Below are 26546 nucleotides of genomic sequence, written 5' to 3'. Positions count from 1 at the left end.
CATAAGGTGAAGGAAACGCCACCAACACCTTCGGGAGGAACAACATGGGCAACGAGACTGCATGGCAGGAAGCCGCCATCAATGGCCGTTTTGCCGGGAAGACAGTGATCGTCACCGGGGCGGGCTCGGGCATCGGCCGGGCTACGGCCCTGCGCGTCGCGAAGGAAGGCGGGCGGGTCATCGCGGCCGACATCAGCAAGGAGCGTCTGGACGCCCTGGTGGACGAAAACGGAAGCCTGGACCTCCTGCCCGTGGCCGGCGACATCTCCACCGAGGAGACTGTTGCCGCCGTCGTCGTTGCCGCCGGCGGCCGCGTAGACGCCCTCGCCAACATCGCCGGCATCATGGATAACTTCGCCCCGATCCACGAAGTGGACGACGCCATGCGGGAGCGGGTCTTCCGGATCAACGTCACAGCCCTCATGCGCTTGACCCGCGCGGTGGTGCCCTTAATGCTGGAGGCCGGCACGGGTTCCGTGGTCAACGTCGCCTCCGAAGCCGGGCTGCGCGGCTCCGCCGCCGGTGCCAGCTACACGGCGTCGAAGCACGCCATCGTCGGCCTGACCAAGAACTCGGCCGTAATGTACGGACCGAAGGGGCTACGCTTCAACGCCGTTGCCCCCGGGCCCACGATTACGAACATCGAGGCGGTGTGGGGATCCCAGCTGGCGGCCGAACGCCTCGGTCCGCTCATGCAGGCCACCGTCCCCACCCGGCGACGGCCGCCCAGTTGGCGGCGTCCATTACCTTCCTGCTCAGCGACGACGGCACCAACGTGAACGGTGCCATCCTCGCATCCGACGGCGGCTGGTCGGCGCTGTAGTACGGATCTTCGCGAGGAGGGGTTCAGCCGGAGGGGAGCGGTTCGACCGCAGAGCCAAGTCGGAGCGACACGTCGCATGCCTTGATCAGCGCCTCGTCGTGGGTGGCTATGATGACGGCGACACCGCGGGCTGCCTCTTCCAGCAGGAAGCGTGTCACGAGATTGCGGTTGTCGAGGTCGAGGGACGCGGTCGGCTCGTCCGCAAAAATGACATCGGCGGAGCGGAACATCGCCCGCGCTAGGCCGACGCGTTGTTTCTCGCCGCCGCTCAGAGTTGAAACCTTCTCGCGGGCCCGGCCTGCAAGTCCCACCCGGTCCAACGCACTTTCAATGCCCGCCCTGTGGCGCTTCGAAAGTCCGAAGATGGGCATCTGCGAGAGGGCAACGTTGTACTCGACGGATTCTTCATCGATGAGGCCGTAATCCTGGAAGACAAAGGCGGCGTGCTGCTGCCAGAACCGACGACGACGCCGGTCGTCCCAGCGCGTGGCGTCCAGGCCCCCGACGTGCACCTGCCCGCCGTCGACACGGCGCAGGAGCCCCAGGACATTGAGGAGGGTTGTCTTCCCGCACCCGCTGGGCCCAACAAACGCTAGGGTTTCCCCGGGGGTCGCGTGGACGCTTTGTCCCTTGAGAACGTCCTTGCCGTCGATGGTCACTGTGATGTTCTCTGCTTTGATATCCATTGAGTTCCCTTCCCCAATACCTTCGTTGGCCTACGCTCGGCGGGCGAGTAGTTGTGCGAAGACTCCGTTGGCAGACGTGATGTGAAGGAGGCCGCTTATGACCGCGTAGAGCGGGACTGCCGCCAGGGCCCACCAGGCATCGCCTCCGCTTCCCGCTCCAAGAGCCAGGAACATCGCCATGGCGACGACGACAGCCAGCGTGCCTTCCCATGCGAGCCGTCGCGCGAGCGACTTGGCCCAGGGCCACCCGGCAGTGCGCTGCACGAAGTGGCGACGGCCCTTGGTAACGGCGTAGACGAGCGCCGAGACGGCAGTGCTCATGGTCAGGGCCAGCAGGACCAGCGTGAAGGAGAGGGTTTTCATGCCTGCAGACTGGTTCTGAAGCTGGCTGTTGTACAAGCCAGCGTCGGAGATACGATCCACCGAAAGGACGACGTTCCCCAAGGGGTGGCCAGCGAGGTAATCCCGTACCCAGCGAGCATCGCTGAATGTGAGGTTTCCGCTGGTGAGGAAGGCGCCAATTGTGCCGTCATCGAAGATTTCTGCCGGATCATCAACTAGAACAATGAGTGGGTTCTCGAAGTGGGCCATTTCTCCAAGTCTGGGAGGCAACCCAGGAAAGTTTTTGTGGCCGGTGTAGCGGTACGTCTTGAACGCGTTCGCGAATCCGTCAAGAGTGCCCACCCTGGTCCAGAGCGGGTACTGACCCTCCAGATGCTCCCTGAGTGCGGCTGGCAGCTGATCTGGGGAAATCCGCTCTGCACGAGTGCCTAACGGATTCCCGGCTAAGGGCGTTGAATCAATGAGGGTTGAAATCGCCCTCAAGTAGCTAGGGTTCACCAGGACTGTGCCGTCATATCCGCCAAGGTCGGTGGACGCTCCTTCGTTCAGCGAAATGATATTCGCGGGTTTGAAGGAATAGGAGAATGTCAACTTGCCGGCGCGGGATGCTGCGACGGCCAAATCGCGCATTTCCGCTAGCCGTCGTTCGAATTCAGTCTCTGAGCCAGTGCTGATCCGGACCGAGACATTGTTCTTCAGGACTTCCCACTGGGCGTTTTTGTTTGAAAGATTCGTCGCTTCGGCGATCGATGCCCCGACGATCGGCAGCGTGACTGTGATGAGGACAAGTGTTGCGCCCTTGAGTACCTCGCTAATCCACTGGAAGTGTTTCTCCGGGGGCCGGCGGGAGGCGATTTCGGAGACAGACGGCCACGTTATGGCACTGACGATCAAGGCGCAGAGCAGCATCACACCCAAAGCCGAGGCTAGGAAGAACGCGCTCGCGAGGGCGAACGGCAGTAGGTAGGACGCCTTGCCTTGGACCGCAACCACCACGAGGGCCGTGAGAAGGCCCCCGCTTGCGGGGAGAACCACGACCTGGACGAGCGAAAGAAGGTCCTCACCAACTACTTTGGCCGCCGTTGCTCCGCACAAGAGCTTGAGGGACCGGGCCCGGGCCCGGAGGGCGTACCACGAGATGACGAGCGCGATGAGCAGGACGAGACAGGTCAGAAACGTCAACCAAGCTCCGGTAGAAAACACCGCCTGCTGGAGCACCGCGGCGGGGACCTTGGCGATGACAGCGTTCTTGACCCACGAGCATCGAACCATTTCGCGAGCTGCGCCACCGCAGTCTCTGGCCCTGAATAGACGTAGGGGCCGTTGAGATTGGCGCTGCCAAGTTCGTGGGCGGAGCGTAGCTCTCCGTGCATCCCGGCGTCGAACCACTCGAGCCCCCGCGGCGCGTCGGTCGCGTCCTTACCGAATGCATACAGTGAGCGAGCGTTGTAGAAGTCTTCAGGATCGGCCACTATTTTGGCCAGATGAAGCCCTGAGGCATCCGCAAGCGCATCCAGCTCCGAAATGATTTGGGCTTTGGGCAACCGAGTCTGGGAGAAATCGAGGCTTGCCCTGAACTCGGCGTCGCGCGGAAACGCCTCTTCAGTGGTCTGTATGTATATGCCCGCGAGCACGGACAGGAATATGGCAAGTCCAAACGATGTGACTCGTACCAGGATTTTCAGCATTTACGGCGGTTCCTCACAGAGCGTTGAGTTTCGCCCAGTGGGGTCCTGGAACGAGGCCCACTGGGTGGAACTCAACTGGATTGGCGCGGTTGAGGTCCTAACAGACCCGGTAGTAATACTTGTTATGTGTCCAGGGCGTTGCCCCGAGCCAAGAATTTGACCACTGCCCGGCGGCGATATCGGCGCTCCGATTGTTTCCCCAGTCGTTCCAAACCGAAGATCCGTGGCACCGCGAACCATGGAAGTAGTCGGAGTAAATGCCGACGCCATTGAAGCCGTAGTTCCACTGGCCGCCCTGGACCGGGTATTGCGTGGCCGCGACAGCGGTTCCGGCGAGGGAGGACAGCGCTCCGGTGAGCGCGAGTCCGGCCAATGCTTTCTTCATGTTCATTGAAATCCCCTCAATTCGAATAAGAGATGTCTTTCCACATCTGCTCGGCGTCCATTGGGCAGCCGAGCACCAGCGACCGGACAGGTCTCAAACCGAAAGAGAGATAACCGGCGTGTGAGCAAGGCTACGGGCTGAATCGGCCATTAGGAGGTTGATGTTCCCGAATTGAGTGGCCCGAAGAGGGAAATTGAGTGGTCCGAAGCGGAAAATTGAGTGGCCCAGAGGAAAATAAGCGTGCAAGCCACCGTCCCCGCTCCGGCGACAGCCGCGCAGTTGGCGGCATCCATCACCTTCCTGCTCGGCGACGACGGCACCAACGTCAACGGGGCCATCCTCGTGTCCGACGGCGGCTGGTCAGCGCTGTAGCGCGCATGTTAAAGCAGGACGACGACGGCGGGAGCCTCCCGCCGTCGTCGTCTCGTGTTCCTCGTTTTTCCTAGAGGGCGCCTTGGGCCGGCGTTCCCGCAGGGATCGGCTCGTGGCGCATCACGTCGACCGGGCGTTCAAGGAGCCCGTCCAGGGCCGCGTTAAGTCTTTTGACCGGTTCGCCGTCGCCGTGGGCGTCGAGCAGTTCGGCGGACTCCCACTTCTCGATCATGAGGATCTGGCCGTTCGGTGAGTCGTGGATGGCGTAGAGCAGACAGCCGGGCTCCTGGTGGACTTCCGCGATGGCCGGGGACAGGGCGGCGACGACCTGGTCGAACGATCCTTCCCTGGGGGTGAACGTGGCGGTGACGACGACGGGCATGGGTTCTCCTTAGTGAATGGCGGTTTGGGCGAGAGGCGCGCAGCTGTTGCGGGCCAGGAAATCTGCTTTGACTTCGATGAGCCGGGGGCCGTCTGGCAGTTTGCCCTGCATCCTGCCCAGCACCAGTTCGAGGGAGTGTACTGCGAGCATGTCCAAGGGCTGCCGGATCACGCTGAGCGGCGGTGACATGAGTTCGGTCCAAGGGTTGTCATCGAAGACGATCACGGAGAGTTCCTCCGGGATTCGGATGCCGACTTGGACCAGCCGCCGGATCGAGCTTTGGACCTGGGCAGTGTTCGCCACGATGAGGCCCGTTGGTGGCTGGGGCATGGCAAGGAGGGATCCGACGGCGTCCCCGCCCGAGTCGCCGCGGAACGGCACATCTCGGATGAGGAGCGGATCGACAGCGAGAGACGCATCCTCGTGCGCGGCCCTGTAGCCGTTGATTCTTGCCCGTCCCGTCGACGTGCTAAGCGGACCTGTCACCAGGGATATCCGTCTATGACCGAGGCCAATGAGGTACTCCGTGGAGCGCTTGGCGGAGTCAAAGTTCTCGATGCTGACGACGTCCACATCGGCGAGTTCGTCTATGGTGCGGTCAACGAACACCACATTCACGCCCAGGTCCTGCAGGCGCGCCCACTTTTCGATGTTTCCTCCAGTGGGAGTTGCTATGACCCCGCTGACGGAACGGTCGAGGAGGGTGTCGAGCGAATCGGCTTCCAGGTGCGGATCCTCTTGGGTTGTCATCAACACCACTTGGATCCCGTGACTGCGGGCCTCCCAGACAATGCGGTCCGCGAGCCGTGCAAAGAACGGATTGGACAGGTCGGTGACCACCAGGCCAATGGTGAGAGCGTGTCCTGCGCTCAGTTCGCGGGCTGCGGCCCGGGGACGGTAACCCAGTTCATCGATCACCCTGAGGACGTCCTGTCGCTTGGCCGGCGCCACGGGTCCTGAGTCCGGGTTCAATACCCGGGACACCACGGAGACGGAAACGCCCGCGGTCGCCGCGACATCGCGAATGGTCGGGGCCTTCTTCACCGCTCCTCCTTGAGGGAATCCATTGGGCGTAAGTCTTATGCTTCGGCTCCTTACCGCCCGCCGTCATCTTCATGAAGGCACTTTGCTTGGAGTCGTTGACACAGCTTAGCACCGGGTGGTACAAAAGTGGAACCGGTTCCACTCCGGATAGTTTTCACGCAAAACGCGACAAAGAAGTTGTCCCGCCGCTCAAGCGGCCAGGTTTCCTTCTCATCGCACTCCTATGAAGAGAGACTCCAGTGAACCTTCACAAACTCCTTGTCGACCGCGAGCAGGAAGGCCGTCCCATCAGGGTTGGCCTCATTGGCGCTGGGCGCTACGGCACGATGTATCTTGCCCAGTCCAACAACATTCCCGGGATCCACGTGGTGGCCATCGCCGACATCAACGTGAAGCGCGCGGAAGGCGCTTTCGCCCTTGTCGAATGGCCGGCCGAGCAGATCGCCCCGGACATTGCCACGGCACTCAAGGACCGCACCACGGCAATTGTGGCCAACGCCGACGAACTGTTCGACGTAGACATTGACGTGATCGTGGAGGCCACAGGCAACCCGATCGTGGGAATCAAGCACGCCCTGCGCGCCATCGAAACCAAGAAGCACATCATCATGGTGACCGTTGAGGCTGACGCGTTGGCGGGCCCGGCTCTGGCTAAGCGTGCAGAAGCTGCCGGCGTCGTATATTCGATGGCCTACGGCGACCAGCCGGCCCTCATCATGGAGTTGGTGGACTGGGCACGTACCAGCGGATTCGACGTGGTCTGCGCGGGCAAGGGTGCCAAGTACCTTGAGCACTACCATGAGATGAATCCGGACAACGTCTGGGAGAACTGGGAATTCTCGAAGGAACTCACGGATTCCGGTCAGCTCAACCCGTACATGCACACCTCGTTCCGCGACGGTACGAAAGCGGCAATTGAGATGGCCGCCGTCGCCAACGGTGCGGGCCTGGCGCCGTCAGACTCCGGGCTCAGCTTCACGCCGGGCAACGTCGAGGAGATCGCCACGATTTGCCGGCCGAACGAGGTCGGGGGTTCCCTCGCCCATGAAGGCAGCGTGGATGTCATGTCCAGCGTGAACCGTGATGGCAGCTGGATCAGCCACAACACCCAGGAAGGCGTCTTCGTCGTCGTCAAGGCGACAAACGCTTACGTTTCCGGCTGCTTCAACGAATATCCGTGGCACCCGGACCCGACCGGCCAGTACGCAGCCCTGTACCGCCCGTATCACTACGTCGGCCTCGAACTGAACGTATCGATCGCAAATGCGGCGCTCCGGGGAATTGCGACCGGCGCACCCGTGGGTTTCTTCGGCGACGTGGTCGCCACCGCAAAGAAGGAACTCAGAGCCGGCGAGTTCCTCGACGGCGAGGGCGGATTCACGGTGTGGGGCAAGCTGGTTTCGGCCAAGCATTCGGTGGCTACCGGGGCCCTGCCGGTGGCCTTGGCCCACCACGTGGAACTGCGCAACGACGTCGCGAAGGGAGCGTTCGTCCGCTGGGACGACGTCATCATTGATGACTCGCTGTCCCAGGCCCTTGAGCTGCGCCGCGAAACCGAAGCGTTCATCGCCCAGGCCGCCCCCGTCGGCGCCTGACCAACCCCTTGCTTCCGTCATCCGGATCGCATCCTTCCAATGAAGAAAGGCATCGCATGAACACCAAGACCCGCGCCATCACCGGAGTGTTAGCCTGCAGCCTGGCTGCAACTGCCCTTGCCGGATGTGCCGCCGCCGGCGCATCCAGCGGCGGCCAGGCCGCACCGGTCGCCAAGATCCAATTGTCGATTCCTGATCCGCTCACTTCCTCAGTAGGCGTGTCTGCCCAGCACTTCGCGGACCAGGTGAAGAAAACCTCCAACGGATCGGTGGTTGTCACCGTCGTTCCGAACGGGACCAGCTTCAGTGGTGACCAGAACGCCGCCGTCACCCGCCTTCAGGGTGGTTCGTTGGACGCCCTGATCCTTTCAACCTCGGTCTACGCCGCGGTGGTGCCCGAAATGAACGCGATCAGCATTCCCTACCTCTTCAAGGACACGAGCGAAGAGGCCGCGTTCCTCGCAGGCAAGCCCGGTCAGGATCTGAAGGACAAGCTCGCCAAAAAGGACACTGTCGCGCTCAGCTTCCTCACCAGGACAGGCCGTGAAATCACCAACTCCGTACGTCCCATTACGCAGCCTTCGGACCTCAAAGGACTGAAGATCCGCGTACCAGGCAACACGCTGTGGACGGACTTCTTCGGCAAGCTCGGCGCCAGCCCCACCACCATGGCCTTCTCCGAGGTCTTTACGGGCCTGCAGACGGGCACTATCGATGGCCAGGAGAATCCGATCGAGGTGCCGTGGACCAACAAGTTCTCGGAAGTGCAGAAGTACGTGTCGATGACCAACCACATCAACGACGCCTGGGTGCTCGCCTTGTCGTCGAAGAAATGGGCAACACTCAGCGCGGACCAGCAAAAGGCGCTCACTGACGCTTCGACGGAAACCGCGTCGTTCAAAACCACGTACGACACAGATCAGGCGAAGAAGCAGTTGGACGAGCTGACCGCCAAGGGCATGAAAGCGAACGAGCTCAGCGCTTCCAGCATCGAAGAGTTCAAGGCCGTCTCGAAGAGCTTGTACCCGGATTTCTCGAAGCTCATTGGAAAAGATTTCTTCGACCAAGCGGTCGCATTCACTCCCGCTAAGTAATCCATCAACGGGTGGGAGCCCTCCCGGGCTCCCACCACCGCCTCACCCCACCCTGCACACCAATTCCGCTCTCAATGTCGAAAGTCTGGACCATCATGGAACACACCCTCACTTCCCGCGACCTGGAAGAGGCGCTCCCGCCGGATGCCGGGGAGATCCTGCACACGGGTCACGTCGCTTCGGGCTGGAGCGGTGCGATTTGGCTGGACCGGACGTTGGAGTGGATTGTGGGCGCCGCGATCCTTGCCGAGCTTGTCGTCATCTTGCTGAATATCACGGTGCGCGTCGTCACCGGGGATTCGGTTCTTTGGACCCAGGAAGTCTCCGAGATAGCACTCCTGACTATCGCCTTCATGGGTGGGGCAATCGCCTATCCCAAGGGCGCCCACATGTCGGTGCAGGCCCTGATCATGAGGCTCCCGGCCGCGTGGAAGCCCTATCTGGCTGCGCTGGTGGACTGGCTCGTCTTCGTGATGAGCGCCGGTGCTTTCGCGCTCTTCGTTCCCACGCTCGTCCAGCAAATCGAGGAAAAGACCCCCATCCTCCAGCTCCCCGTGTTCTGGGTCTCCATGCCGTTTTCGCTGGGCATGGTCCTCATTGCCTGGTTCGCGCTCGTCAAGCTTTGGCGGCAGCAAAAGCGGGCCGTGCTGGTAGCCGCCGGCATCGCGGCTGCTCTGGTCGTCGTCGTACTTTTGGCCCCGCCCCTTTTCTACTACGCCTCGCCGAACGTCCTCCTTGGCACCGTGCTCGCGGTTCTGTTCATCCTCCTGTTCCTCGGACTCCCGATCGCGTTCGTCCTCGCCCTCGCCTCCGGGATCTACCTTTACCTCGGAGGGATTTCCGAAGTCAGCGCCATCCCGATCGGCATGGCCTCGGGCGCGAAGGGATTCGTGCTTTTGGCGATCCCCTTCTTCATCCTCGCCGGCACAGTGATGAACTCCGCAGGACTCACCCTCCCCTTGGCCAAGCTCGTCGACGCCCTTATCGGGCACTTGCGCGGCGGACTGCTCCAGGTTGTCGTCGTGACCATGTACATTTTCTCGGGCATTTCGGGCTCGAAGGTCGCCGACGTCGCGGCCGTCGGCACCACGATGCGCGGCATGCTTGAAGAGCGCAAATATCCGCGCGCCGAGGTTGTCGCCGTACTCTCGGCGTCTGCCATCATGGGTGAAACCATCCCGCCAAGCATCGTCCTTCTCGTCCTTGGCTCCATCACCACGATTTCGACCACCACACTCTTCCTTGCCGGCTTCGTGCCCGCCGCATTCCTGGCGCTCGTGGTCATGGCGCTCGTGTTCCTACGCGCGCGCAAACAAGGTGGAGTCGCCAGTCCCAAGGCAAGCTGGCGGGCACGCGGTTCGGCTACGTTCTTTGCCCTTCCCACTCTCCTCCTGCCCGTCGGCATGGTGGCCGGGATCCTGAGCGGTTTCGCGACGCCGACCGAAGTCTCCTCCGTTGCCGTCGCCTACGCGTTCGTCCTGGCCGCCGCCTATCGCCGAGGCAGCAAGCGGCTGCTCGTGGACACCCTGCGGGAAACCACCACGACGGCGGGTATGGTGCTCTTCATCATCGCTGCCGCCTCTCCGCTCGCCCAGACCCTTGCCCTCGCCGGCGTCTCGCAGCAAATCCACGACCTCATGTCCAGCCTCGGAGATTCTCCGGTCCTCTTCATGCTGTTCACCGTGATTCTGCTCGTCATCATGGGCCAGCTCCTGGAGGGCCTCCCCGCCGTGCTGATCTTCGCCCCGTTGCTGCTGCCGATCGCCACCGACTTCGGCGTCAACCCCGTGCAATACGCCATGGTGCTCATCATCTCCATGGGAATAGGCTCGTTCGCTCCTCCGGCGGGCGTCGGCTTCTACGTCGCGTGCGCCACCGCCCGGGAAACCGTGGAAAACAGCCTCAAACACTTCTGGCCGTACCTGCTTGCCCTCTTCGTCGGACTTCTGGTGCTCGCTGCGGTGCCCTGGTTCAGTACGTTCCTGCCCGCCCTCGCTGGACTGATCCCGTTCTAGGCCATGACGCAGATAACCAACGCTGAGACGCCTGTTTCCTCGTCGGTGGCCCTGCTGGGTACCGGGCCGATGGGCGCCCCCATTGCCCGGAACCTCATCGCTGCCGGCGTGCCACTGAAGCTCTGGAACCGGACGGCCCACAAGGCAAAAGCGATCCACGGAGGGCAGCCCACCGATTCCCCGGCGGAAGCAGCCAGCGAGGTGGTGCTGACCGTCCTGCCCGACCTTCCCCAAGTCGAGCAGTTACTGCACGGACGAGGCGGGCTCCTTGCCGGGTGGAAGGTCAACCGGATAGACAACCCGGTCCTGGTGGTCCACGGCACGGTGTCGCCCGTCGCTGTCGCGGCCTTCGCCGCCGAATGCCTGGAGACCTATGGAATAACCGTCATTGACGCCCCGCTCAGCGGCGGCACCATCGGCGCCGAAGAGGGACGGCTCAGCATCATGGTTGGCGGCCCCGGTGAGGTCGTGGAGCGTCTCAAACCGCTTTTCGAGCTCTACGGTTCCACCGTCCTGCGGTTCGGGAACACGGGCGCAGGCTCCATCGCCAAAGCCTGCAACCAAATCGTGGTGGCCGCGACGGTGACGGCAATCTCTGAGGCCATGGCACTCGCTGAGGCCTCCGGGCTCGATCTTGGGAACGTGCAAGCAATACTTGCCGGTGGCCTGGCGAATTCAGAAGTCCTCAGACAAAAAGGCCAACGCTGGATCGAGGCGGATTTTGATGGCGGCGGATCTGCAAAAAACCAGCTGAAGGACTTGACCTTCATCGCGGAAACCGCGGCAGAGGCCGGGCTGGATCTACCGGTCTCCAGCAGCGTCCGCAGTGCATTTCAAACGATGGTTTCGCAGGGACTTGGCGAGCTGGACCATACGGGCATCTATCTCAGCATTCGCGCCTAGCCGGGACGACGACGGCGGGAGCGTCCCGCCGTCGTCGTTCTGCGTTGCCTCGGGTTCAGCCGGTATAGCCTTCCACCTGTTTTGGGGGCCGTGGCTTGGCCTCGTTCGGGTTCTCCCCGTACTGTCTCTTGGCCCGCCTTTGCCGCAGCAGGTCCCAACACTGATCCAGGTCCAGCTCGATCCGCTCCAGCCTTGCGCGGTCAGGTGCATGCGCTGGACCCGGCGGGGCCGCCTCTGCCTTCTCCCGGAGCTCCCGCTCCTCCTCCACCAGCGATTGGATGCGGCGCAGAATGCCCTGTTCGTCCATGGTTACCTCTTCCTGAACTAGCCGTTACCAGTCAGGTTAGTGAGGTGTGCTGGGCGTGAACAGAGGCCGCGTTCCCTGAGAGCCATCCCGGCAATCTCCCGTTTGCGGAATACTTGGACGCAGATCCAGGATTTCCGCAAGCGAAGGCGGTGATTGACCGTGAACGGCGAAAACAGTGTGTTCAAGCGCCGGCTGGAGCGTGCTATGGAGCTGCGGAATGTCCGCGCAACCGGCATGACGGCCGAAGAAGAAGCCGAACTTGAGGCCGCCGAGGACGAAGAGCGGCGGAAGCGCAAGAAGGTGGACGACGCTGCGCGGGTGGAATACCTGATCCGTGACGCCATGGCGCAAGGGAAGTTCGACAACCTGAAGTACGCAGGCAAGCCGATCCCCGGGCTGGGGGAGCGCTACGATCCCGATTGGTGGGTCAAAGGCCTCATCCAGCGCGAACATCTCAGCGGCCTTGGCCCGAAAGCCATTCTCCTACGCACCGAGGATGCTGAACTGGATGCCAAGCTTGACGCCCTGTACTCCGAAAATCAGGTGCGCGAGCTGGTGGAGGACTTCAATGCCCGGGTCATTGACGCGCGGCGCCAGCTCCAGGGCGGCCCGCCGGTGATCACGAAAACCCGCGATGTCGGCGTCGAGCTGGAACGCTGGCGCGAGCGCCGGGCGGCGGCTGCTAAGGCAACCGCGGCCCAGGAAGCCGTGAATCAGGAACTTGCGGGCAAGCGGCCGTGGTGGCGTCGCATCTGGAACGGTTCCGGGTAGGCCGGACTCAGCTGCGCAGCCCGGTGTTGAACGCGGGCGTTCCTGCCAGCCGGCCGCCGTCGACGGCGAGAACGGTTCCAGTGACGAACGAGGACTGGTCCGAGCAAAGCCAGACGGCGGCGGCGGCAACCTCGGCCGTGGAGCCGATCCGGCCCAGCGGCACGGCCGCGGCCACACGGTCCTGTGCGGCTTGGCCCGCCCCGGCGAGCCGCTCGGTGAGGATGGGGCCGGGAGCGATCGCGTTGACCCGGATCCCGTGTGAGGCGTAGTCGAGCGCGGCCACCCGTGTCAGGCCGCCGACGCCGAACTTGCTCGCCACGTAGCCGCTCATGCCAGCGACGCCTTGTTCGCCGGCGGTGGAGGACATGTTGACGATCGCCCCGCCGTCTCCGCTTTTGAGTATGAGCTCGATTTCGTACTTCAGGCAGAGGAACACCCCGCGCAGGTTGACCGAGATTGCACTGTCGAACTCCGCGCTCGCCCACTCGGCCAAGGGCGCCGGGACCCGCCCCCCGCCTGCCGCGTTGTTGACCGCGGCGTCGAGCCGGCCGAAGCGTTCCCGGATCTGGTCCATCAGGGCTTTCACCGAGTCCTCGTTGCCCACGTCGACGGTCATGGCCACGGCCTTACAGCCGGCCGCCGTGATAGCGGCGACCTTCTCGGATAAGCCCGCGCTGTCACGCGAGGCAAGGACGACGTCTGCCCCGGCGCCAGCCAGCGCAGCTGCGATCTCCGCACCGATTCCGCGGCTCGCTCCAGTGACGAGCGCGACCTTGCCGGACAGCGGCCGGGTGGGATCCGGCGTCGTCATGGCGTTGTCCGGGTTGGGCCGTGCATTTGGCGTGCGCCGGGCGCGTGCGCCCGGGGTTCTTGGTTCGCGGCAGCCCGGTTGCGTGGGAGCAGGAAGCCCGCAGCAGCCAGCCAGAGAAGGCCGCCGAAGCGCCCGATCGGGAGCAGGAATTGAAGCGGCTCGATCGCCATGGACAGGAAACTCAACTCGGATAGCGCGGCGATGACCAGGCCGGTCCAAGCCAGCCACCGGGGCATGAAGCGCAGGATCAGGGCAGGGACGGCCATGCCGGCCATGAGGAGGCCGATTCCGACGACGAAGCCGACCCCGCCGGTGATGAATGCGAGGAACGCGAGTGCGTGGGTGAGCGTCACATCCGTGGTGATTTCCGGCCGGCTCAGCAGCCAAGTCACGGAACCCGAGAACATCAGGAAGATCGCTGCGCTGATGCCGCCAAAGAAGCTAATGGCCGGTCCGGGAACGCGCACGCCGAGCCGGAGCTGCCGGGCGTAGACGGTGGCCGCGTAGATCCCCAATGGCACGGCGGAGCCGAATTGAAGCATGCCGCCGACCCGCATCGCGGCGACGTTTTGTTGGAAGAATGCGGCCACCTGCTCCGTCGGCGCAAAGGGCGAGACAAACGTTTGGCCGCTTGTCAGGATTACGGACGTGATGAGGCTGGCGAGGAAAATGCCCAGGCTGACGAGGGCAAGGATGCCAGGGTGCGGGCCGCCTGAGCGGGATGGACGGCCTTCACCGGGAATCGAACGACTACTCATGGCTGAACCTTTCTAGCAGCGGCTGAACCTTTCGTAATTGCGTCACTACTGAAATAGTTCACCTCTAGAATTATTCTGTCAAGCCTGTATTCTGAATCCATGGACTTAGCCACGCCGGGCCGGCCGAAACGGACCGCTTTTCTCTTGTCGCAGCTGGGCGCCGTCGCATCGTCCCGCTTTGCCGACCGCACTCGGGAGATCGGCCTCACGCCCAGCGACGCCGGTGTCATCCGCTTGCTCGGACGCGCCCCTGGGTTGAGCCAACGCTCCCTTGCGGACAGGCTCGGTGCCGTCCCCAGCCGGGTGGTTTCACTCATCGACTCGCTTCAGGAACGCGGCCTCGTGGAGAGGGTGCGCAGCAGTACAGACCGGCGAAACTATGAATTACACCTCACCGACGCTGGCACGCGCGTGCTGCGGGAACTGCGCGGGATCGCGGAACAGCATGAAGCGGAGCTTCTGGCCCCGCTGACAGGCGAGCAGGTCACGCAACTTGGCGAGCTGCTTGCGCAGCTCGCCAACGGCCACAGGCTGGACAGGGACGTCCACCGCGACGTCGGCCGCCAGGCCGGACGCGATGTCGGACCTGACGGCGGACCTGATCGAGCACGTAAGGCCTGATCCGCTACAGCACCACTTCGCGGCCCGTCCTGCTGGACTCGTAGATCGCGGAGATGATCTTGATGAGCTCAAGGCCGTGGGCGGCCGGAGCGGCCTCGGCGGCATCGCCCCGGGCGGTGGCCAGGAACTGCTCCACTTCGTTGCGGTATGCCACGGTGCTAAAAGTCGGCGAATCCAGCACCGGCGATATGTCCAGCAGCGTGTCGTGCTGTTCGGTGAAGATTTCCAACGCCGGCTCCAGCTGCGCGCCGCCTTTGTCTCCGAAGATTTGGACCTTGGTTTCATCCGCGCCGTGCATCGAGTAACTGGTGTCGAAGTGCATCACTGCGCCGTTGCTGAACTTGATCAGTGCCGTCGCAAGATCTTCGACGGGGTCCGCCGGTGGTCGTGCCGGATCGAAATCGGCGGAGAGATACCGGCTGAAGTTCGAGATATTGTTCCGTGCACCGATCTTGTGGAAGACAGTCCCAGAGACCGACGCCACGGAGGGGCAGCCCATGAGCCACCAGCAAATGTCGATGAAATGGACGCCCAGATCGATGAGCGGACCTCCGCCGGACAACGCCTTGTCGGCGAACCAACCGCCGGGATTTCCTACCCGGCGCAGGCAGGTGGCCTTGGCATAGTAGATCTGCCCGAGGTCGCCGGCGTCGATAAAGCGCTTGAGTACCTCGGCGTTGGGCGAGAAACGGCGGACGTCCGCTACCTGCAAAACGGCGGCACTCCTCTGGGCGGCAGCAGCAACAGCCAAAGCCTCCCCTAGGGAGGCCGTCATAGGCTTCTCGACCAGCACATGCTTGCCGGCCTCGAGCGCCGCAATCACGATTTCGGCGTGCGTGTCATTGCGCGTGCAGATGCTGACGGCGTCGATCTCGGGATCCGCCAAGAGCTCCTTGTAGTCCGTGAAGACCTTGACTGCACCGTATTCCGCGGCCCGGCTTCCGGCCCGCGCAGCGTCGATGTCGCAGACAGCCACCAGGTGCGCCGACGGCGAATCGCGGTAAGCGTCCAAATGCATGTCCGAGATGGTCCCGAGCCCAATGACCCCAACATTCAGGGCCCCCATGTCAGCAGTCCTCCCACAGTGCGGCGGCATTACGCAGCGACTCCGGCGTCGCTGTGAGGCAGTCCTCGCGGCCCTCGTATTCCACGGAACACGGGCCGCTGAAACCGAAGTCCTTGATCAAGCGGAGGACACGCGGCAGGTCCATGTCCCCGAGTCCGAACACGGAGCCTTGGATATGGTCGCCTGCCAGAGTTTGCAGCCAGCCGCCACCGGGACTTCTCTTCCGGCGGTAGAAATCCTTCAGATGCACCACAGATGCGTAGGGGAGGAGTTTGGCGACGGCCGATTCCGGCAGCTCATCGACGCACAGGAAATTGCCGATGTCCAAGGTGACCTTGAAATTGTCGCGGTCCACTGCATGCATCAACTGCAGCAACCGTTCGCTGACGTTGAAGGCCATGCCGTGGTTTTCCACGCTGGTGGTGATTCCCAAAGTTGCCGCATGGTCGGCGAGTTCCCGGGATGCCGGGACCACCTGCTCCAGGGCATCGCGGTATTCGGCGTATGAGGTGGGGCGCCACGCCCACGGTACAACGTCGTGGCGGAAGCGGCTGATCCCCATCCGGTGGGCCGTGTCCAAGTGCGTCTTCACCCGGGCGATCTCAGCCGCCGGGTCGGTGCCGAGGAAATCCGCACCCACCACATAGTTGACCAGGGTGATCCCGGACTCCTCTGCACGCTCGCGCAGTCCCTCGGCCGCCGCCCGGTCTGCGGAAAGGTCCACACCCAGTCCCGCCTCGGCCACTTCCAGGTGGCCGGCCTGATGGGATGCCGCCCAGCCCGGCAGGTCCAAAAGGCCCACCCGTCCGTCGGCCAAGGCTCCCGCCAAACTGTACGTGCTCAGACCAATCTGCATTGTTCGATCCTCTTCCGTGGATTCCGCTTGCCGTCACTTGCGAGCCCACGTTAGGCCGGATTCCGGGCGAAAAGGGCTGGTTGAACTTCATTCGGCATTGAACTTTCGCGGCGGGTGCCTGGACCATCGCGGCACTGCAGCGAACCTCCATATGGTGGCAGGCATGATGGAAAAGAAGCCCCGGATCCTCATTACCGGAATCGCCCTCGAGGCCAGCACCTATTCCCCTGCGCGGACCCGCATGCAGGACTTTGTCCGGCGGGATGGCCAGGAGATCTTGGACCAGTACCCTTTTTTCGCGCCGGGCCATCCGGTGCGCGAGGCGGCGGACTGGCTACCGCTTGTCCATTTCCGCTCCATCCCGGGCGGGGCCGTCCCCTCCGCGGATTACGCCGAGATGAAGCGGACGATTCTTACCGCTGTGGCGGATGCCTTGGAGGAGGGCCCGGTGGACGGGCTCTATTTCGACATCCACGGTGCCATGAGCGTCGATGGCATAGATGATCCCGAGGCGGATTTGCTCCTGGCCCTGCGAGGCCTGCTCGGACCGGACGTGCTGGTGTCCAGCGGCATGGACCTGCACGGCAACGTTTCCTGGACTTTGGCGCACCAATTGGACATCCCCAGTTGCTACCGCATGGCACCGCACGAGGACTGGCTGGAAACCAAGGAACGCGCCGCCGCGAACCTGCTGGAGCGCTTGGCACTGCCGGAGGCCGCCCGCCGCCCGATCAAGGCCTGGGTTCCGGTCCCCATCCTGCTGCCCGGTGAAAAGACCAGCACCCGATTGGAACCGGCCAAGTCGTTATATGAGGAGGTTGCCGTGATCGCCGGGCGGCCCGGCGTGCTCGACGCCGCGCTGTGGATCGGTTATGCCTGGGCCGATGAGCCGCGCAACCGGGCCGTGGTCATGGTCACCGGCGACGACGCCGACGCCGTCGCACGCCATGCGGGCGGGCTCGCCGTCGACGTGTGGAACAGACGGGACGAGTTCCGTTTCGTAGCGCCCTCGGCGCCGCTCGCTGAATGCCTCGCGGCTGCGGAGGCAAGCACGAAGCGCCCGTACTTCATCAGCGATTCCGGGGACAACCCCACTGCCGGGGGAGCCGGGGACGTCACCTGGACCCTGCACAGACTCCTTGAGCATCCACCCATCGCGGCCGGAACGCTCCAGGCAATCTATGCCTCGATCCCGGATGGGGCCGCCTTGGATGCCAGCATTGCGGCCGGAGTCGGCGGCTCCGTTTGTGTGGACGTAGGCGCTCGCATGGACGGCACACAGTCCGGTCCGGCGCGGCTGCACGGTATCGTGGAGCACCTGGCGCACGGCGACCCCGTAGCCATTGACGAGGCCGTCATCCGCGTTGGCGGGCTGCGCGTCATCCTGACCCGGCACCGCAAGCCGTATCACCTGGAATCGGACTTCCTCCGGAACGGCTTGGATGCCCGGACAGCCGACGTTGTGGTGGTCAAGATCGGCTACCTCGAGCCAGAGCTCTTCGACATGGCTGCGGACTGGATGCTGGCGCTCACCCCGGGCGGCGTGGACCAGGACCTGCACCGGCTGGGCCACAGCAGGATCGCGCGGCCCATGTTCCCGTTCGACGACGGCGGGGTGGCACCTGACCTGAGCGCACGGTTGGTACCTGCGTCGAACCAGCCGGCCGGCGTCGAGCGCTGAGGGGACGGTGCGTCCGGGGCTCCAAACCGGACCGAAACTAACTTCGATTCTGAACTAAGTTAGCGGCCCTTCCGAAGCATCATTCCTCCATGATTTCGTTTGCTGCATGGTCAATCGACCCTGTGAGTTCAAAGTGGAGGAAGCGATGAAAGAACTTAGTCGACGTGGTTTGCTCGGTCTGGGCGGAGCCCTGGGTGCCGCAGCCTTGCTGTCCGCATGTGGCGAGGCCTCGGGCTCCGTCTCTTCGGACAGCCTCTCCACTCCGGCAAAGCTGCGGGTCTGGTTCATGAAGGACTCCGTGTCTGACAAGGCCCAGGCGTGGCTGAAGCAGGAGTTCGAAAACAAGTTCCAGGGCTCGACTCTCACCATCGAGCAGCAGGAGTGGGATGGCATCGTCCCGAAGCTGCAAACAGCCCTTGCCAGCGCCGAATCGACGCCGGACATCATCGAACTTGGCAACACGCAGGCGCCCACATTCTGTGCGGTGGGAGCACTGGCCGATCTGAGCGGTATGAAAGAAGAGCTGGGCGGTGCAAATCTGACCAAATCGCTCGTGGAACTCGGCAGCTTCGAGAACAAGATGTACGCCGCACCCTTCTACGCCGGAAGCCGGATCGTGTTCTACCGGAAGGACATGTTCCAGCAGCTCGGGCTCGCGATACCGAAGACCATTGATGAGCTGACCGCCGTCGCAACGAAGATCCAGACCGGCAACCCCGAGAAGAACGCACACTTTTCCGGGATGTTCCTGCCAGGGATTTCATCACAGTCCGCGTTCGCCTGGGTCTTCAGCAATGGCGGACGACTGGCCGTGCAGAAGGACGGGAAATGGGAAGGCAGCTTGTCCTCGCCGGAGAGCCAGAAGGCCATCGCCCAGCTCCAGCAATTATGGACTACCGGCTCCAGCACCGGAACCATCACCGATTCGACCATCGGTTCACAGCCGTACACCGCCTTCAACACGGGCGAGGCGGGAATGTTCTTCGGCTTCAACTTCCATTTGAAGAAGATCAAGAAGGAGCTCCTCGACGCCGGCAAGGTGGGGTACTTCAACTTCCCGTCGCCTAAGGGTGACGCCGTGGGCAATCCTTTTGCCGGAGGTTCCAACGTGGCCATCTCGAACAACAGCAAGGCGCGGGGGCTGGCCAAGGAGGCCCTCAAACTCATCTTCAGCAAGCCATTCCAGGAGTTCTTCGCGACCGAGGGAGGCTGGGTCCCCGGAAACCTGAACTACGCCGCAGCCCTCGGGCAGGACGAATTGTCCAAGGTCACCGTCGAGGCCGTCAGGAATTCCGTGGGCACCCCGGCAGCAAAGAACTGGGCATTGGTGGAGAGCGCCAAGGTGATTGACGACTTCTTCGTGGCCATGGGCGCGCTGAAGGACCCCGTTGGGCTGGCCAAGACGGTCGACGCCAAAATGACCGAAATCCTCAACAGCAAGTAGGCCCGGCGGGAAGCAGAAAGGACCGAAGCCATGACCGTAACCAGTACGCGTGCGAAACCGGAAGGGATCCTCCCCGACCGGACTGAAGCAGCGGCCCCGAGGAAACGCAGGCGCAACCCCCTGCCATACATCCTTCTGCTTCCCGCGGTGCTTATTGTCCTGGTGGACATGGGCTACCCGTTGCTCCGCCAAATCACCATGGCGTTCCAACACTTTTCCCTTGAGCAGCAGTTCGGCAAACCCGCGGAATTCGCAGGGCTCGACAATTTCACACGGGTGCTTGGCGATCCGGCATTCTGGCTCACCCTGGGAAGATCCCTTGCCTTCTGCCTTGTGTGTGCCGCACTGACCATGGCCATCGGGATCGGAGGCGCGCTCCTGCTCACCAAACTCTCGCGCCCGGTCTCCGTCTTCGTCCAGGCCGCCATGCTGCTCGCGTGGGCGATGCCCGTGTTGTCCTCGCTCCAGGTGTTCCAGTGGATCTTCGATTCCAGGTCCGGGGTGGTCGACTGGACACTGGCCGGACTGGGACTGCAGGGGATGGCCGGTTACAACTGGTTTTCCAACCCCCTGACCTTCTTCGCAGTAGCCGCCATCCTGGTCATCTGGATGAGCGTGCCGCTGGTGGTCTTCATGGTCTACGCATCGGTCACCCAGATCGATGAGTCCATGCTGGAGGCCTCAACGCTGGACGGCGCCAACGGCTGGAAGCAATTCCGCGAAATCACGGTACCCACCATCGCCCCGGTTCTCCTGCTGGTCACGATCCTCGAAATCATCTGGGACCTGCGGGTCTTTACGCAGATCTTCATCCTCCAGAAAAACGGCGGCATCACCGAGCAGACCAACGTCCTTGGCACCTACGTCTACCAGGTGGGCTTGTCCGGCGGCGACTACGGCGTGGCTTCCGCGACCGCCCTGATCATGCTGCTGATCACGCTGCTCCTCACGTGGCGTTATGTCACCCAATTCCTGAAGCAGGGAGAAGTCTGAATGGCCCTCAAACCCAACCCCGTCCGCCGCTCGGCGGCCAACATCACGGGCCTGGTCTTCGGTCTGCTGTGGATTTTCCCGGTCTACTGGTTGGTCAACAATTCGCTCGTCACGGACGACGCCTTGCAGTCCCGCACGCCGTCATTCCTGCCGCTCGACTTTACCTGGGCGCACTACGAGACAGTGCTCCACGACAGCCGCTTCTGGTCCGCCCTGCGGATGAGCTTCGGCGTTGCCCTGATTGTGGTGGTGGCTGCGCTGCTTTTCGCCTTTTTCGCGAGCATGGCGCTCAGCCGCTTTCGATTCAAAGGCCGCAAGATCGTCATCATCTCGGTGCTCGTGATCCAGATGATCCCGGCTGAAGCCATGTTCATTTCCCAGTACAAGATGATCGACAGCTGGCACCTGCTCAACTCCGTCCTCGGCCTGAGCCTGCTGTATATCGGGGCATCCGTGCCTTTCACTATCTGGATGCTCAAGGGATTCGTTGACGGGGTCCCGGTGGAGCTCGAAGAGTCTGCCATGATCGACGGTTGCTCCCGAATGGGCGCATTCTTCCGGGTGACCTTTCCGCTGCTGGGCTCCGGACTCGTGGCCTCCGGGATCTTCGCCTTCTTGGCCGCGTGGAACGAATACACGTTGGCACTTGTCCTGCTGAGCAGCGACAACAGCAAGACACTTCCGCTCTGGATTCAAGGCTTCAGCGGCCAGAATCAGGCAACGGACTGGGGCGGGATCATGGCCGGGTCCACCCTCATGGCGCTACCCGTCATCATTCTCTTCGTCATCGTCCAGAAGAAGATGGCCCAGGGCCTCGTTGCTGGTGCGGTGAAAGGCTGACATGCAGCTGAGCGTACAAACCGCCGGCTCCCCGCCGACGTCGTTGATTCTGGGACCGGGCGCTCCGGTGATGGTTTTCGACGTCGGCGGAACCGACCTCAAATACGGGGTCGTGGATTCCACCGGCCGCTTCGCGCACCAGGGAACCACGCCAACGGCCATAGCCTCGCCTGGGGAGTTCCTGGACCAACTGTCCGGCCTCGTCGCCACCTACCGAGCTGAGCCCCCGGATCGACGGCCCCAGGCAATCGCCGTCAACGCGCCGGGGATTGTGGATGCAAGCACGGGCGTCGTGGTCTCCGCCGTGAATCTAGGCTGGACCGACTTCGCGCTCTCCTCCGCGTTGGAGGCGCGCGTAGGGCTTCCTGTGGTGCTCGGCAACGACGTGCAGGTGGCCGGTTTGGCAGAGCACCGCCTGGGTGCCGCGAAGGGGCTGCGGAACGCCCTGGTGTTGGTCATCGGCACCGGGATCGCCAGTGCGGTCATCCTGGACGGCGAGGTGTACGACGGCGACGGATACGCCGGAGAAATCGGCCATGCCCGCATGGAGCCACTCACGAGCACAACGGCCATCCCGTGCACTTGCGGAGCGTCGGGATGCCTGCAGACGGTGTCCTCGGCGTCCGCCATCGCGCGCAACTATTCAGCCGTGTCCGGCGTGCCCGTGGTTGGCGCGAAGGAAGTCATGGAGGCCGCAGCAGCGGGTGATTCGGCCGCCGTCGAGGTCCTGGACCAGGCATATGACGGGCTCGCGCTGGCGATCGCGCAGAGCGTCGCCCTTCTGGCACCGCAGGCCGTCATCTTCGGCGGCGGCCTGTCCAATGCCGGCGACGCGCTCCTTGTCCCGGTGGCGGAACGGCTGGACTCTATCCTGAGTTTCCACCGCAGGCCCTTGCTACTTCCTGCGCGGTTCGGCTCTTCGGCAGGGCTTCTCGGCGGCGCGGTGCAGGCCCGTCAGCTACTCTGCAAAGAGCGGCCCACCGGCGGGCGGCAGATACCGAGCCCCTGGAGGGACTGACTTTGGGTTACAAGCCTTCCTACGCCAAGACCGTGAAAAGAACCGGCCCCCGGGACATCGCGCTGACCGAATACTCCTCCAGCATCCTGTCCATGATCGCCAGCGGCCGGGCGAGGTCCCGCGCCGACCTCGCGCGCACCCTGAACCTTGCCCCGTCCACCATCACCATCAAGGTGAACGAGCTGATGGAAGCCGGGCTCATCAGCGAGAGCGGTTCAGGTTCGGCGACCGGAGGCCGGAGGCCCACCCTCCTGGAACTGGTCCCGGACGCGGGCTTCATCCTTGCGGCGGACTTGGGTGCCCATCATTTGTGGGTCGGCAGGCTCAACCTCTCCGGCAATCTGCTTGTCTCCGAAATCAGGACCATCGACATCAACGACGGCCCCGAAGTGGTTCTGCCCCAGGCCGCGGCGATGATGCGTGCCCTGAGCGATCCGGCCGTCGACCCTCCGCTGCGCGGCGTAGGGATGTCCTTGCCCGGTCCGGTCAACTTTGCCTTGGGTGCGCTCGACTCGCCGTCCAGGATGCGTGGCTGGCACGAATTCAAAGTCCGGAATTGGCTTGCCGAGGAATTCGGGACTTTGGCGGTTGTGGACAACGACGCCAACATGATGGCTTTGGGTGAGCACACGCTGCGCCAGCGGGAATCACCCGATTCCAAGGTCCGGCAGAACACGCTGTTCCTCAAAGCAGGTGCCGCGATCGGCTGCGGGCTCATCATTGACGGGCAGGTCTACCGGGGCTCCACCGGCGCTGCCGGAGACATCGCCCACGTGCAGATCCCGGCCGCGGGCGACGGGCCATGCTCTTGCGGCAACCGAGGCTGCCTGGAGACGGTGGCCAGCGGGTCCGCCATCATCCGTGACCTGGCCGCCGTCGGGATCGATGCAGCGGACGTCAACGACATTGTCCGGCAGGTCAACAACGGCGACCCGCACACCACGACGCGAGTCCGTACTGCCGGCCGGATTTTGGGGCAGACCCTCAGCATTGTGGTGAATTTCGTGAACCCGGATGTGGTGGTGCTGGGCGGCGGACTTTCGCAATTGGAGCCGTATGTCGCCGCTGTGCGCTCGCAGCTATACGAAAGCTGCCATCCGCTCGCCACCAAGAACATCGTGATCGAAGCCTCGCTCGCCGGTTCGCAGGCAGGCCTGCTAGGCGCGGGGCAGCTATGCCTGCGCACCGTGCTCGCCTCGTGAAGATTCGGCCCGTCCGACGAAGGAACCATGAAGATTGAAATATGCGTCCAGGACCTGGACGGTGTTCGCTGTGCCATCGAAGCCGGCGCGGACCGCGTCGAGCTCTGTTCAGCGCTTGAGACCGGCGGCCTCACCCCGAGCGCCGGCCTCGTTGGGGCAGCTGCCGAGCTCGCGCTCGGCGCCGGTCGCCAGGATTTCGTCCACGTGCTTATCCGCCCGCGGCCGGGCGGTTTTATCTATACACCGGGTGAAATCGAGGTCATGAGGCGGGATGTCCGGCAGTCACTTGCCCTCGGCGCCGACGGGGTGGTCGTCGGACTGCTGACCGCTTCAGGCGACGTCGACGTCGCGGGCGCCGAAGCGCTGATCGATGCGGCGGGCGGGACCTTCCTAACGTTCCACCGTGCGGTGGATGCGGCCCGGGATCCGCTTCAAGCCGTGGACGACGCCGCCCGGCTGGGTGCGCGGCGCATTCTCACCTCGGGCGCAGCCCGGGCCGCCGGCAACGGTATTGACATGCTCAAACGCATGCTCGCTGCCCTACCCAGTGAGGTTTCCGTCATGGCCGGCGGCGGTGTCACTGAGCAGGCTGTTCCTGCGCTTTTGGCGGCGGGAATCCGTGACATACACTTCTCAGGCCGTAAGCTCATGGTCGATTCCGCCCCGTCCGGGCCAGGCGGCGGGGATGGGATACGCTCAGTCACGCATCCGGCGACAGTGGAGCGGATGGTCAGGGCAATGCGCGCCGCGAAAGCTGACATGACGATCGGGCCACGATTTTCGCCACTATGTGGGGAATAGCAGCTGCATGGTGTATGTTGCACATTCGCCAGCAAATATACAAGAGAAGAGATAACACCAGGTGGCAACCGATTACGACGAACTCCGCTCCGACGTCGCGGAATCCCAAAGCACGTCACTTCAGGCCCTGCAGTCTGCCAATGCTCCGGACGCTCGCAGCGTTGTGCGGGAGCTGGACGAAGCCGATGCTTTTGAAGGCAATGAGGTACCAGGTGGCGAATTCGTAGCTGAGGAACTGATCATTGCGGTCGTTCCCCAGAAGGAAGACGAGTTCACGTGCTACTCGTGTTTCCTCGTCCGTCACCGCTCCCAAATCGCCCGTGAAAAGAACGGCCACGCGTACTGCGTGGAGTGCGAAGGCTGATTCACTTCAGGCCCAGCCCGGTCCCTCACAGTTGCGTCCCACACTGTTGCGTTCATCACAGGGGATTCAGGCGCTTCTTCTTGGCGAGCTTTTCATAGCGGGCCCCGGAGTCCGCGGCTCGCTGCTCTTCGGCAGCGAGCAGAGGGCCGTAAGGCGAGTTGTCCTCCACTGACCCGACGGTATCGTTTGCGAGGCGGAGCAGCACCGAACGGCTTACAACGCTGTCCTGGTGCTCGCCTAGGATCTTCTGGATCTTCTGGGCGTTGCGTGCCAGCTTCGCAGCGGGTTTACCGTGGACGTCCTGCAGGGCTTCGGCTGCATGCCGCAGCCGTTTCGCATCTTTGCGGACTTGGTGCAATGCCATGTCACGTTGCGCGCCAGCCTGCTGGGCCGCTTCCTTCTGGGAACGACGCACCCGCTTGATCGCTTTCGCGGTGAGCTTGGCCGTGACGGGACGGGCCTTCTTTCCGGCTCGAGGTCTTGTAGGAGGCTCGTCGCGGAACGTTTCAAGGCCGTCCAAGAGCCGGAAATATCGTTTCGTTCCCAAGGAGCGGAGCATCTCGCGGTAACCGGAGTTGAAGGCGGTCTCGAGTTCGTCGCTGATCCTGGAGGCGGCTGTAGCGGGCACGACGCCATCGGCTTGGTCATTCAGCAGTTCCCCGATCCGGTCGCGCAGCACCTCTGCATCCCGGGCCTTGCCCAGGACCTTGGTCAGCCATTTCAGTTCGGCCTTGAGCCGATCCCCGGCATCGGCGTCGAAGAGCCTGCCGTAGGCGGACAAAGTCGAGCGGAGCCTGCGGGCGGCCGAGCGCATGCGGTGAACGGCGTCGTCGGCGCCTTGCCGGACCCCGGAGTCCAGCGCGGTGATTTCGGCAATCTGCGCGGCAATGTAGGCAACTACTGCGTCTCCCGCAGAACCCTTCGGTCGGGCTTTCGGTGGCGCCGGCACGGCGGCTGGCCAAGCGGTTCCGAATGCGCGGGCCAGCTTGGAAGCGTGCCCCGAGGGGGTTGCGCCGGTCCCTGACAAGACGCGCTCCGCACTCTCAAACAGGGCTTCATCGCCGTGGACCAGCTCTATTTCCCATTCCCGCCATTTCCTCTCCATCTGCACTGGGTGCAAGGTCTCGGCTGTCACGTGGTCATCCGCGAAGTCGGCCAGGGTGACGTCCTCGCTACCGTGCAGCCGGTGCACAGTGCGGCGGGTGTGGATCCGCGCTACGGGCCTTAGTTCGTCGTCGCGGGTGAACACGAGGACCTTCTCTGCCAGTTCCTCTGGAACGGTCTCAGGCTGCCCCAGCGGCGCCTGTATCTCCACGCGTGTGCCGCGGTCTGCCGGCAGTTTCAGATGCCAGCCTGAATCGGTGCCGCCGGTTCGGCGCCGCAAGGTGATGCGATGTTTGGCGAGGATGAGGCCGTCCGTGTCGAAGTAGACGGCCTCGAGTTGATGATCTGCAGGGTCAGCGACTTGATCGACGCCGGCAATGTCCCCGAACGCGGGAAGGGGCGTTTCCAAGTCAGCGTCATACTTGCGTTCTGTTTCCACGGATTCCTGGGCCGACATGTCGTTTCCCGTCCTTCTCGTAGCTTGACCGCACCTATAGGCATCCTCCCACTAGGCCTCTGGCAGGGAAAGACCGGGCCAAGGTATCTCCAGCGGCTCCCTTGCGGGCGCGGGGATCTGGGG

At 63.3% G+C, this 26546-nt stretch carries 26 protein-coding genes and 2 pseudogenes; 16 read left to right on the top strand and 12 right to left on the bottom strand.

Going from position 1 to position 26546, the window contains the following annotated elements; translation table 11 throughout:
* Positions 1–44 precede the first annotated feature (44 nt).
* Positions 45–823, top strand: a pseudogene (locus tag AB4074_RS12690) (SDR family NAD(P)-dependent oxidoreductase).
* Between the two features lie 23 nt (positions 824–846).
* Here the strand turns inward: AB4074_RS12690 and AB4074_RS12685 are convergent.
* The 4 genes from AB4074_RS12685 to AB4074_RS12670 form a co-directional block, all read right to left on the bottom strand.
* Entirely contained in the window at positions 847–1509 is a 663-nt protein-coding gene (locus tag AB4074_RS12685; protein WP_441413692.1) for an ABC transporter ATP-binding protein, read from the bottom strand.
* A gap of 30 nt (positions 1510–1539) precedes the next feature.
* The gene (locus AB4074_RS12680) at positions 1540–3033 is read right to left on the bottom strand and encodes a hypothetical protein (protein WP_441413691.1); all 1494 of its coding nucleotides are present in this window, start codon (positions 3031–3033) and stop codon (positions 1540–1542) included.
* On the bottom strand, positions 3030–3539 hold the full coding sequence (locus AB4074_RS12675; protein WP_441413690.1) for a hypothetical protein: 510 nt from the start codon (positions 3537–3539) through the stop codon (positions 3030–3032). The genes AB4074_RS12680 and AB4074_RS12675 overlap by 4 nt, the downstream gene beginning before the upstream one ends.
* A 97-nt stretch (positions 3540–3636) precedes the next feature.
* The gene (locus AB4074_RS12670) at positions 3637–3930 is read right to left on the bottom strand and encodes a lactococcin 972 family bacteriocin (protein ID WP_441413689.1); all 294 of its coding nucleotides are present in this window, start codon (positions 3928–3930) and stop codon (positions 3637–3639) included.
* Positions 3931–4179: 249 nt separating this feature from the next.
* On the opposite strand from AB4074_RS12670, the pseudogene AB4074_RS12665 reads away from it, so the two are divergent.
* A pseudogene (locus tag AB4074_RS12665) lies at positions 4180–4296 on the top strand (short-chain dehydrogenase); the annotation flags it as partial.
* A gap of 70 nt (positions 4297–4366) precedes the next feature.
* Here the strand turns inward: AB4074_RS12665 and AB4074_RS12660 are convergent.
* Together AB4074_RS12660 and AB4074_RS12655 are read right to left on the bottom strand one after the other, a co-directional pair.
* Positions 4367–4678 (bottom strand): putative quinol monooxygenase, encoded by a 312-nt coding sequence (locus AB4074_RS12660; protein ID WP_441413688.1) that lies wholly within the window; start codon positions 4676–4678, stop codon positions 4367–4369.
* 9 nt (positions 4679–4687) lie between these two features.
* Positions 4688–5722, bottom strand: a complete 1035-nt coding sequence (locus tag AB4074_RS12655) for a LacI family DNA-binding transcriptional regulator (protein WP_441413687.1) — start codon at positions 5720–5722, stop codon at positions 4688–4690.
* 239 nt (positions 5723–5961) lie between these two features.
* On the opposite strand from AB4074_RS12655, the gene AB4074_RS12650 reads away from it, so the two are divergent.
* The 4 genes from AB4074_RS12650 to AB4074_RS12635 all read left to right on the top strand — a co-directional run bounded on the left by AB4074_RS12650 (position 5962) and on the right by AB4074_RS12635 (position 11329).
* Positions 5962–7317, top strand: a complete 1356-nt coding sequence (locus tag AB4074_RS12650) for an NAD(P)H-dependent oxidoreductase (RefSeq protein ID WP_441413686.1) — start codon at positions 5962–5964, stop codon at positions 7315–7317.
* Between the two features lie 56 nt (positions 7318–7373).
* Positions 7374–8411, top strand: a complete 1038-nt coding sequence (locus AB4074_RS12645; protein ID WP_441413685.1) for a DctP family TRAP transporter solute-binding subunit — start codon at positions 7374–7376, stop codon at positions 8409–8411.
* Between the two features lie 95 nt (positions 8412–8506).
* Complete coding sequence (locus AB4074_RS12640; protein WP_441413684.1) at positions 8507–10426, top strand: TRAP transporter large permease; 1920 nt, start codon at positions 8507–8509, stop codon at positions 10424–10426.
* A gap of 3 nt (positions 10427–10429) precedes the next feature.
* A complete protein-coding gene (locus AB4074_RS12635) occupies positions 10430–11329 on the top strand; it encodes an NAD(P)-dependent oxidoreductase (protein ID WP_441413683.1) in 900 nt (299 codons plus the stop codon).
* Positions 11330–11384: 55 nt separating this feature from the next.
* On the opposite strand, the gene AB4074_RS12630 is transcribed toward AB4074_RS12635, so the two are convergent.
* Positions 11385–11636 carry a DUF2630 family protein gene (locus AB4074_RS12630; protein WP_441413682.1) on the bottom strand — a complete coding sequence of 84 codons (252 nt, stop codon included), beginning with the start codon at positions 11634–11636 and terminating at the stop codon, positions 11385–11387.
* A 159-nt stretch (positions 11637–11795) separates the two neighbouring features.
* Between AB4074_RS12630 and AB4074_RS12625 the strand changes: the two genes are divergently transcribed.
* A complete protein-coding gene (locus AB4074_RS12625) occupies positions 11796–12407 on the top strand; it encodes a J-domain-containing protein (protein ID WP_441413681.1) in 612 nt (203 codons plus the stop codon).
* A gap of 7 nt (positions 12408–12414) precedes the next feature.
* On the opposite strand, the gene AB4074_RS12620 is transcribed toward AB4074_RS12625, so the two are convergent.
* Together AB4074_RS12620 and AB4074_RS12615 are read right to left on the bottom strand one after the other, a co-directional pair.
* Positions 12415–13218 carry an SDR family NAD(P)-dependent oxidoreductase gene (locus AB4074_RS12620; RefSeq protein ID WP_441413680.1) on the bottom strand — a complete coding sequence of 268 codons (804 nt, stop codon included), beginning with the start codon at positions 13216–13218 and terminating at the stop codon, positions 12415–12417.
* The gene (locus tag AB4074_RS12615) at positions 13215–13976 is read right to left on the bottom strand and encodes a hypothetical protein (protein WP_441413679.1); all 762 of its coding nucleotides are present in this window, start codon (positions 13974–13976) and stop codon (positions 13215–13217) included. The genes AB4074_RS12620 and AB4074_RS12615 overlap by 4 nt, the downstream gene beginning before the upstream one ends.
* A gap of 99 nt (positions 13977–14075) precedes the next feature.
* Between AB4074_RS12615 and AB4074_RS12610 the strand changes: the two genes are divergently transcribed.
* Complete coding sequence (locus tag AB4074_RS12610; RefSeq protein ID WP_441413678.1) at positions 14076–14597, top strand: MarR family winged helix-turn-helix transcriptional regulator; 522 nt, start codon at positions 14076–14078, stop codon at positions 14595–14597.
* A gap of 4 nt (positions 14598–14601) precedes the next feature.
* On the opposite strand, the gene AB4074_RS12605 is transcribed toward AB4074_RS12610, so the two are convergent.
* Positions 14602–15663, bottom strand: a complete 1062-nt coding sequence (locus AB4074_RS12605) for a Gfo/Idh/MocA family protein (protein WP_441413677.1) — start codon at positions 15661–15663, stop codon at positions 14602–14604.
* A 1-nt stretch (position 15664) separates the two neighbouring features.
* Entirely contained in the window at positions 15665–16519 is an 855-nt protein-coding gene (locus AB4074_RS12600) for a sugar phosphate isomerase/epimerase family protein (RefSeq protein WP_441413676.1), read from the bottom strand.
* A 163-nt stretch (positions 16520–16682) separates the two neighbouring features.
* On the opposite strand from AB4074_RS12600, the gene AB4074_RS12595 reads away from it, so the two are divergent.
* The 8 genes from AB4074_RS12595 to AB4074_RS12560 all read left to right on the top strand — a co-directional run bounded on the left by AB4074_RS12595 (position 16683) and on the right by AB4074_RS12560 (position 24862).
* Entirely contained in the window at positions 16683–18200 is a 1518-nt protein-coding gene (locus AB4074_RS12595; protein WP_441413675.1) for a M81 family metallopeptidase, read from the top strand.
* A gap of 145 nt (positions 18201–18345) precedes the next feature.
* Positions 18346–19644 carry an extracellular solute-binding protein gene (locus AB4074_RS12590; RefSeq protein ID WP_441413674.1) on the top strand — a complete coding sequence of 433 codons (1299 nt, stop codon included), beginning with the start codon at positions 18346–18348 and terminating at the stop codon, positions 19642–19644.
* Positions 19645–19674: 30 nt separating this feature from the next.
* Positions 19675–20637, top strand: coding sequence for a carbohydrate ABC transporter permease (locus tag AB4074_RS12585; RefSeq protein ID WP_441413673.1), 963 nt, complete (start codon positions 19675–19677; stop codon positions 20635–20637).
* Positions 20638–21477, top strand: coding sequence for a carbohydrate ABC transporter permease (locus AB4074_RS12580; protein WP_345447285.1), 840 nt, complete (start codon positions 20638–20640; stop codon positions 21475–21477).
* 1 nt (position 21478) lies between these two features.
* On the top strand, positions 21479–22495 hold the full coding sequence (locus AB4074_RS12575; protein WP_441413672.1) for an ROK family protein: 1017 nt from the start codon (positions 21479–21481) through the stop codon (positions 22493–22495).
* 2 nt (positions 22496–22497) lie between these two features.
* Positions 22498–23697, top strand: coding sequence for an ROK family protein (locus AB4074_RS12570; RefSeq protein ID WP_441413671.1), 1200 nt, complete (start codon positions 22498–22500; stop codon positions 23695–23697).
* 27 nt (positions 23698–23724) lie between these two features.
* The gene (locus AB4074_RS12565; RefSeq protein WP_441413670.1) at positions 23725–24498 is read left to right on the top strand and encodes a copper homeostasis protein CutC; all 774 of its coding nucleotides are present in this window, start codon (positions 23725–23727) and stop codon (positions 24496–24498) included.
* 61 nt (positions 24499–24559) lie between these two features.
* Positions 24560–24862 carry a DUF4193 domain-containing protein gene (locus tag AB4074_RS12560; RefSeq protein WP_059389433.1) on the top strand — a complete coding sequence of 101 codons (303 nt, stop codon included), beginning with the start codon at positions 24560–24562 and terminating at the stop codon, positions 24860–24862.
* Between the two features lie 55 nt (positions 24863–24917).
* Here the strand turns inward: AB4074_RS12560 and AB4074_RS12555 are convergent, their stop codons facing one another.
* Positions 24918–26423 carry a CYTH and CHAD domain-containing protein gene (locus tag AB4074_RS12555; protein ID WP_441413669.1) on the bottom strand — a complete coding sequence of 502 codons (1506 nt, stop codon included), beginning with the start codon at positions 26421–26423 and terminating at the stop codon, positions 24918–24920.
* Positions 26424–26546 lie beyond the last annotated feature (123 nt).

Origin of the sequence: Arthrobacter sp. 2MCAF14, assembly GCF_052115645.1 — a bacterium.
GTDB lineage: Bacteria > Actinomycetota > Actinomycetes > Actinomycetales > Micrococcaceae > Arthrobacter.
The sequence above is the reverse complement of the archived record's forward strand: the minus strand, read 5'-3'. Positions and strand labels throughout refer to the sequence as shown.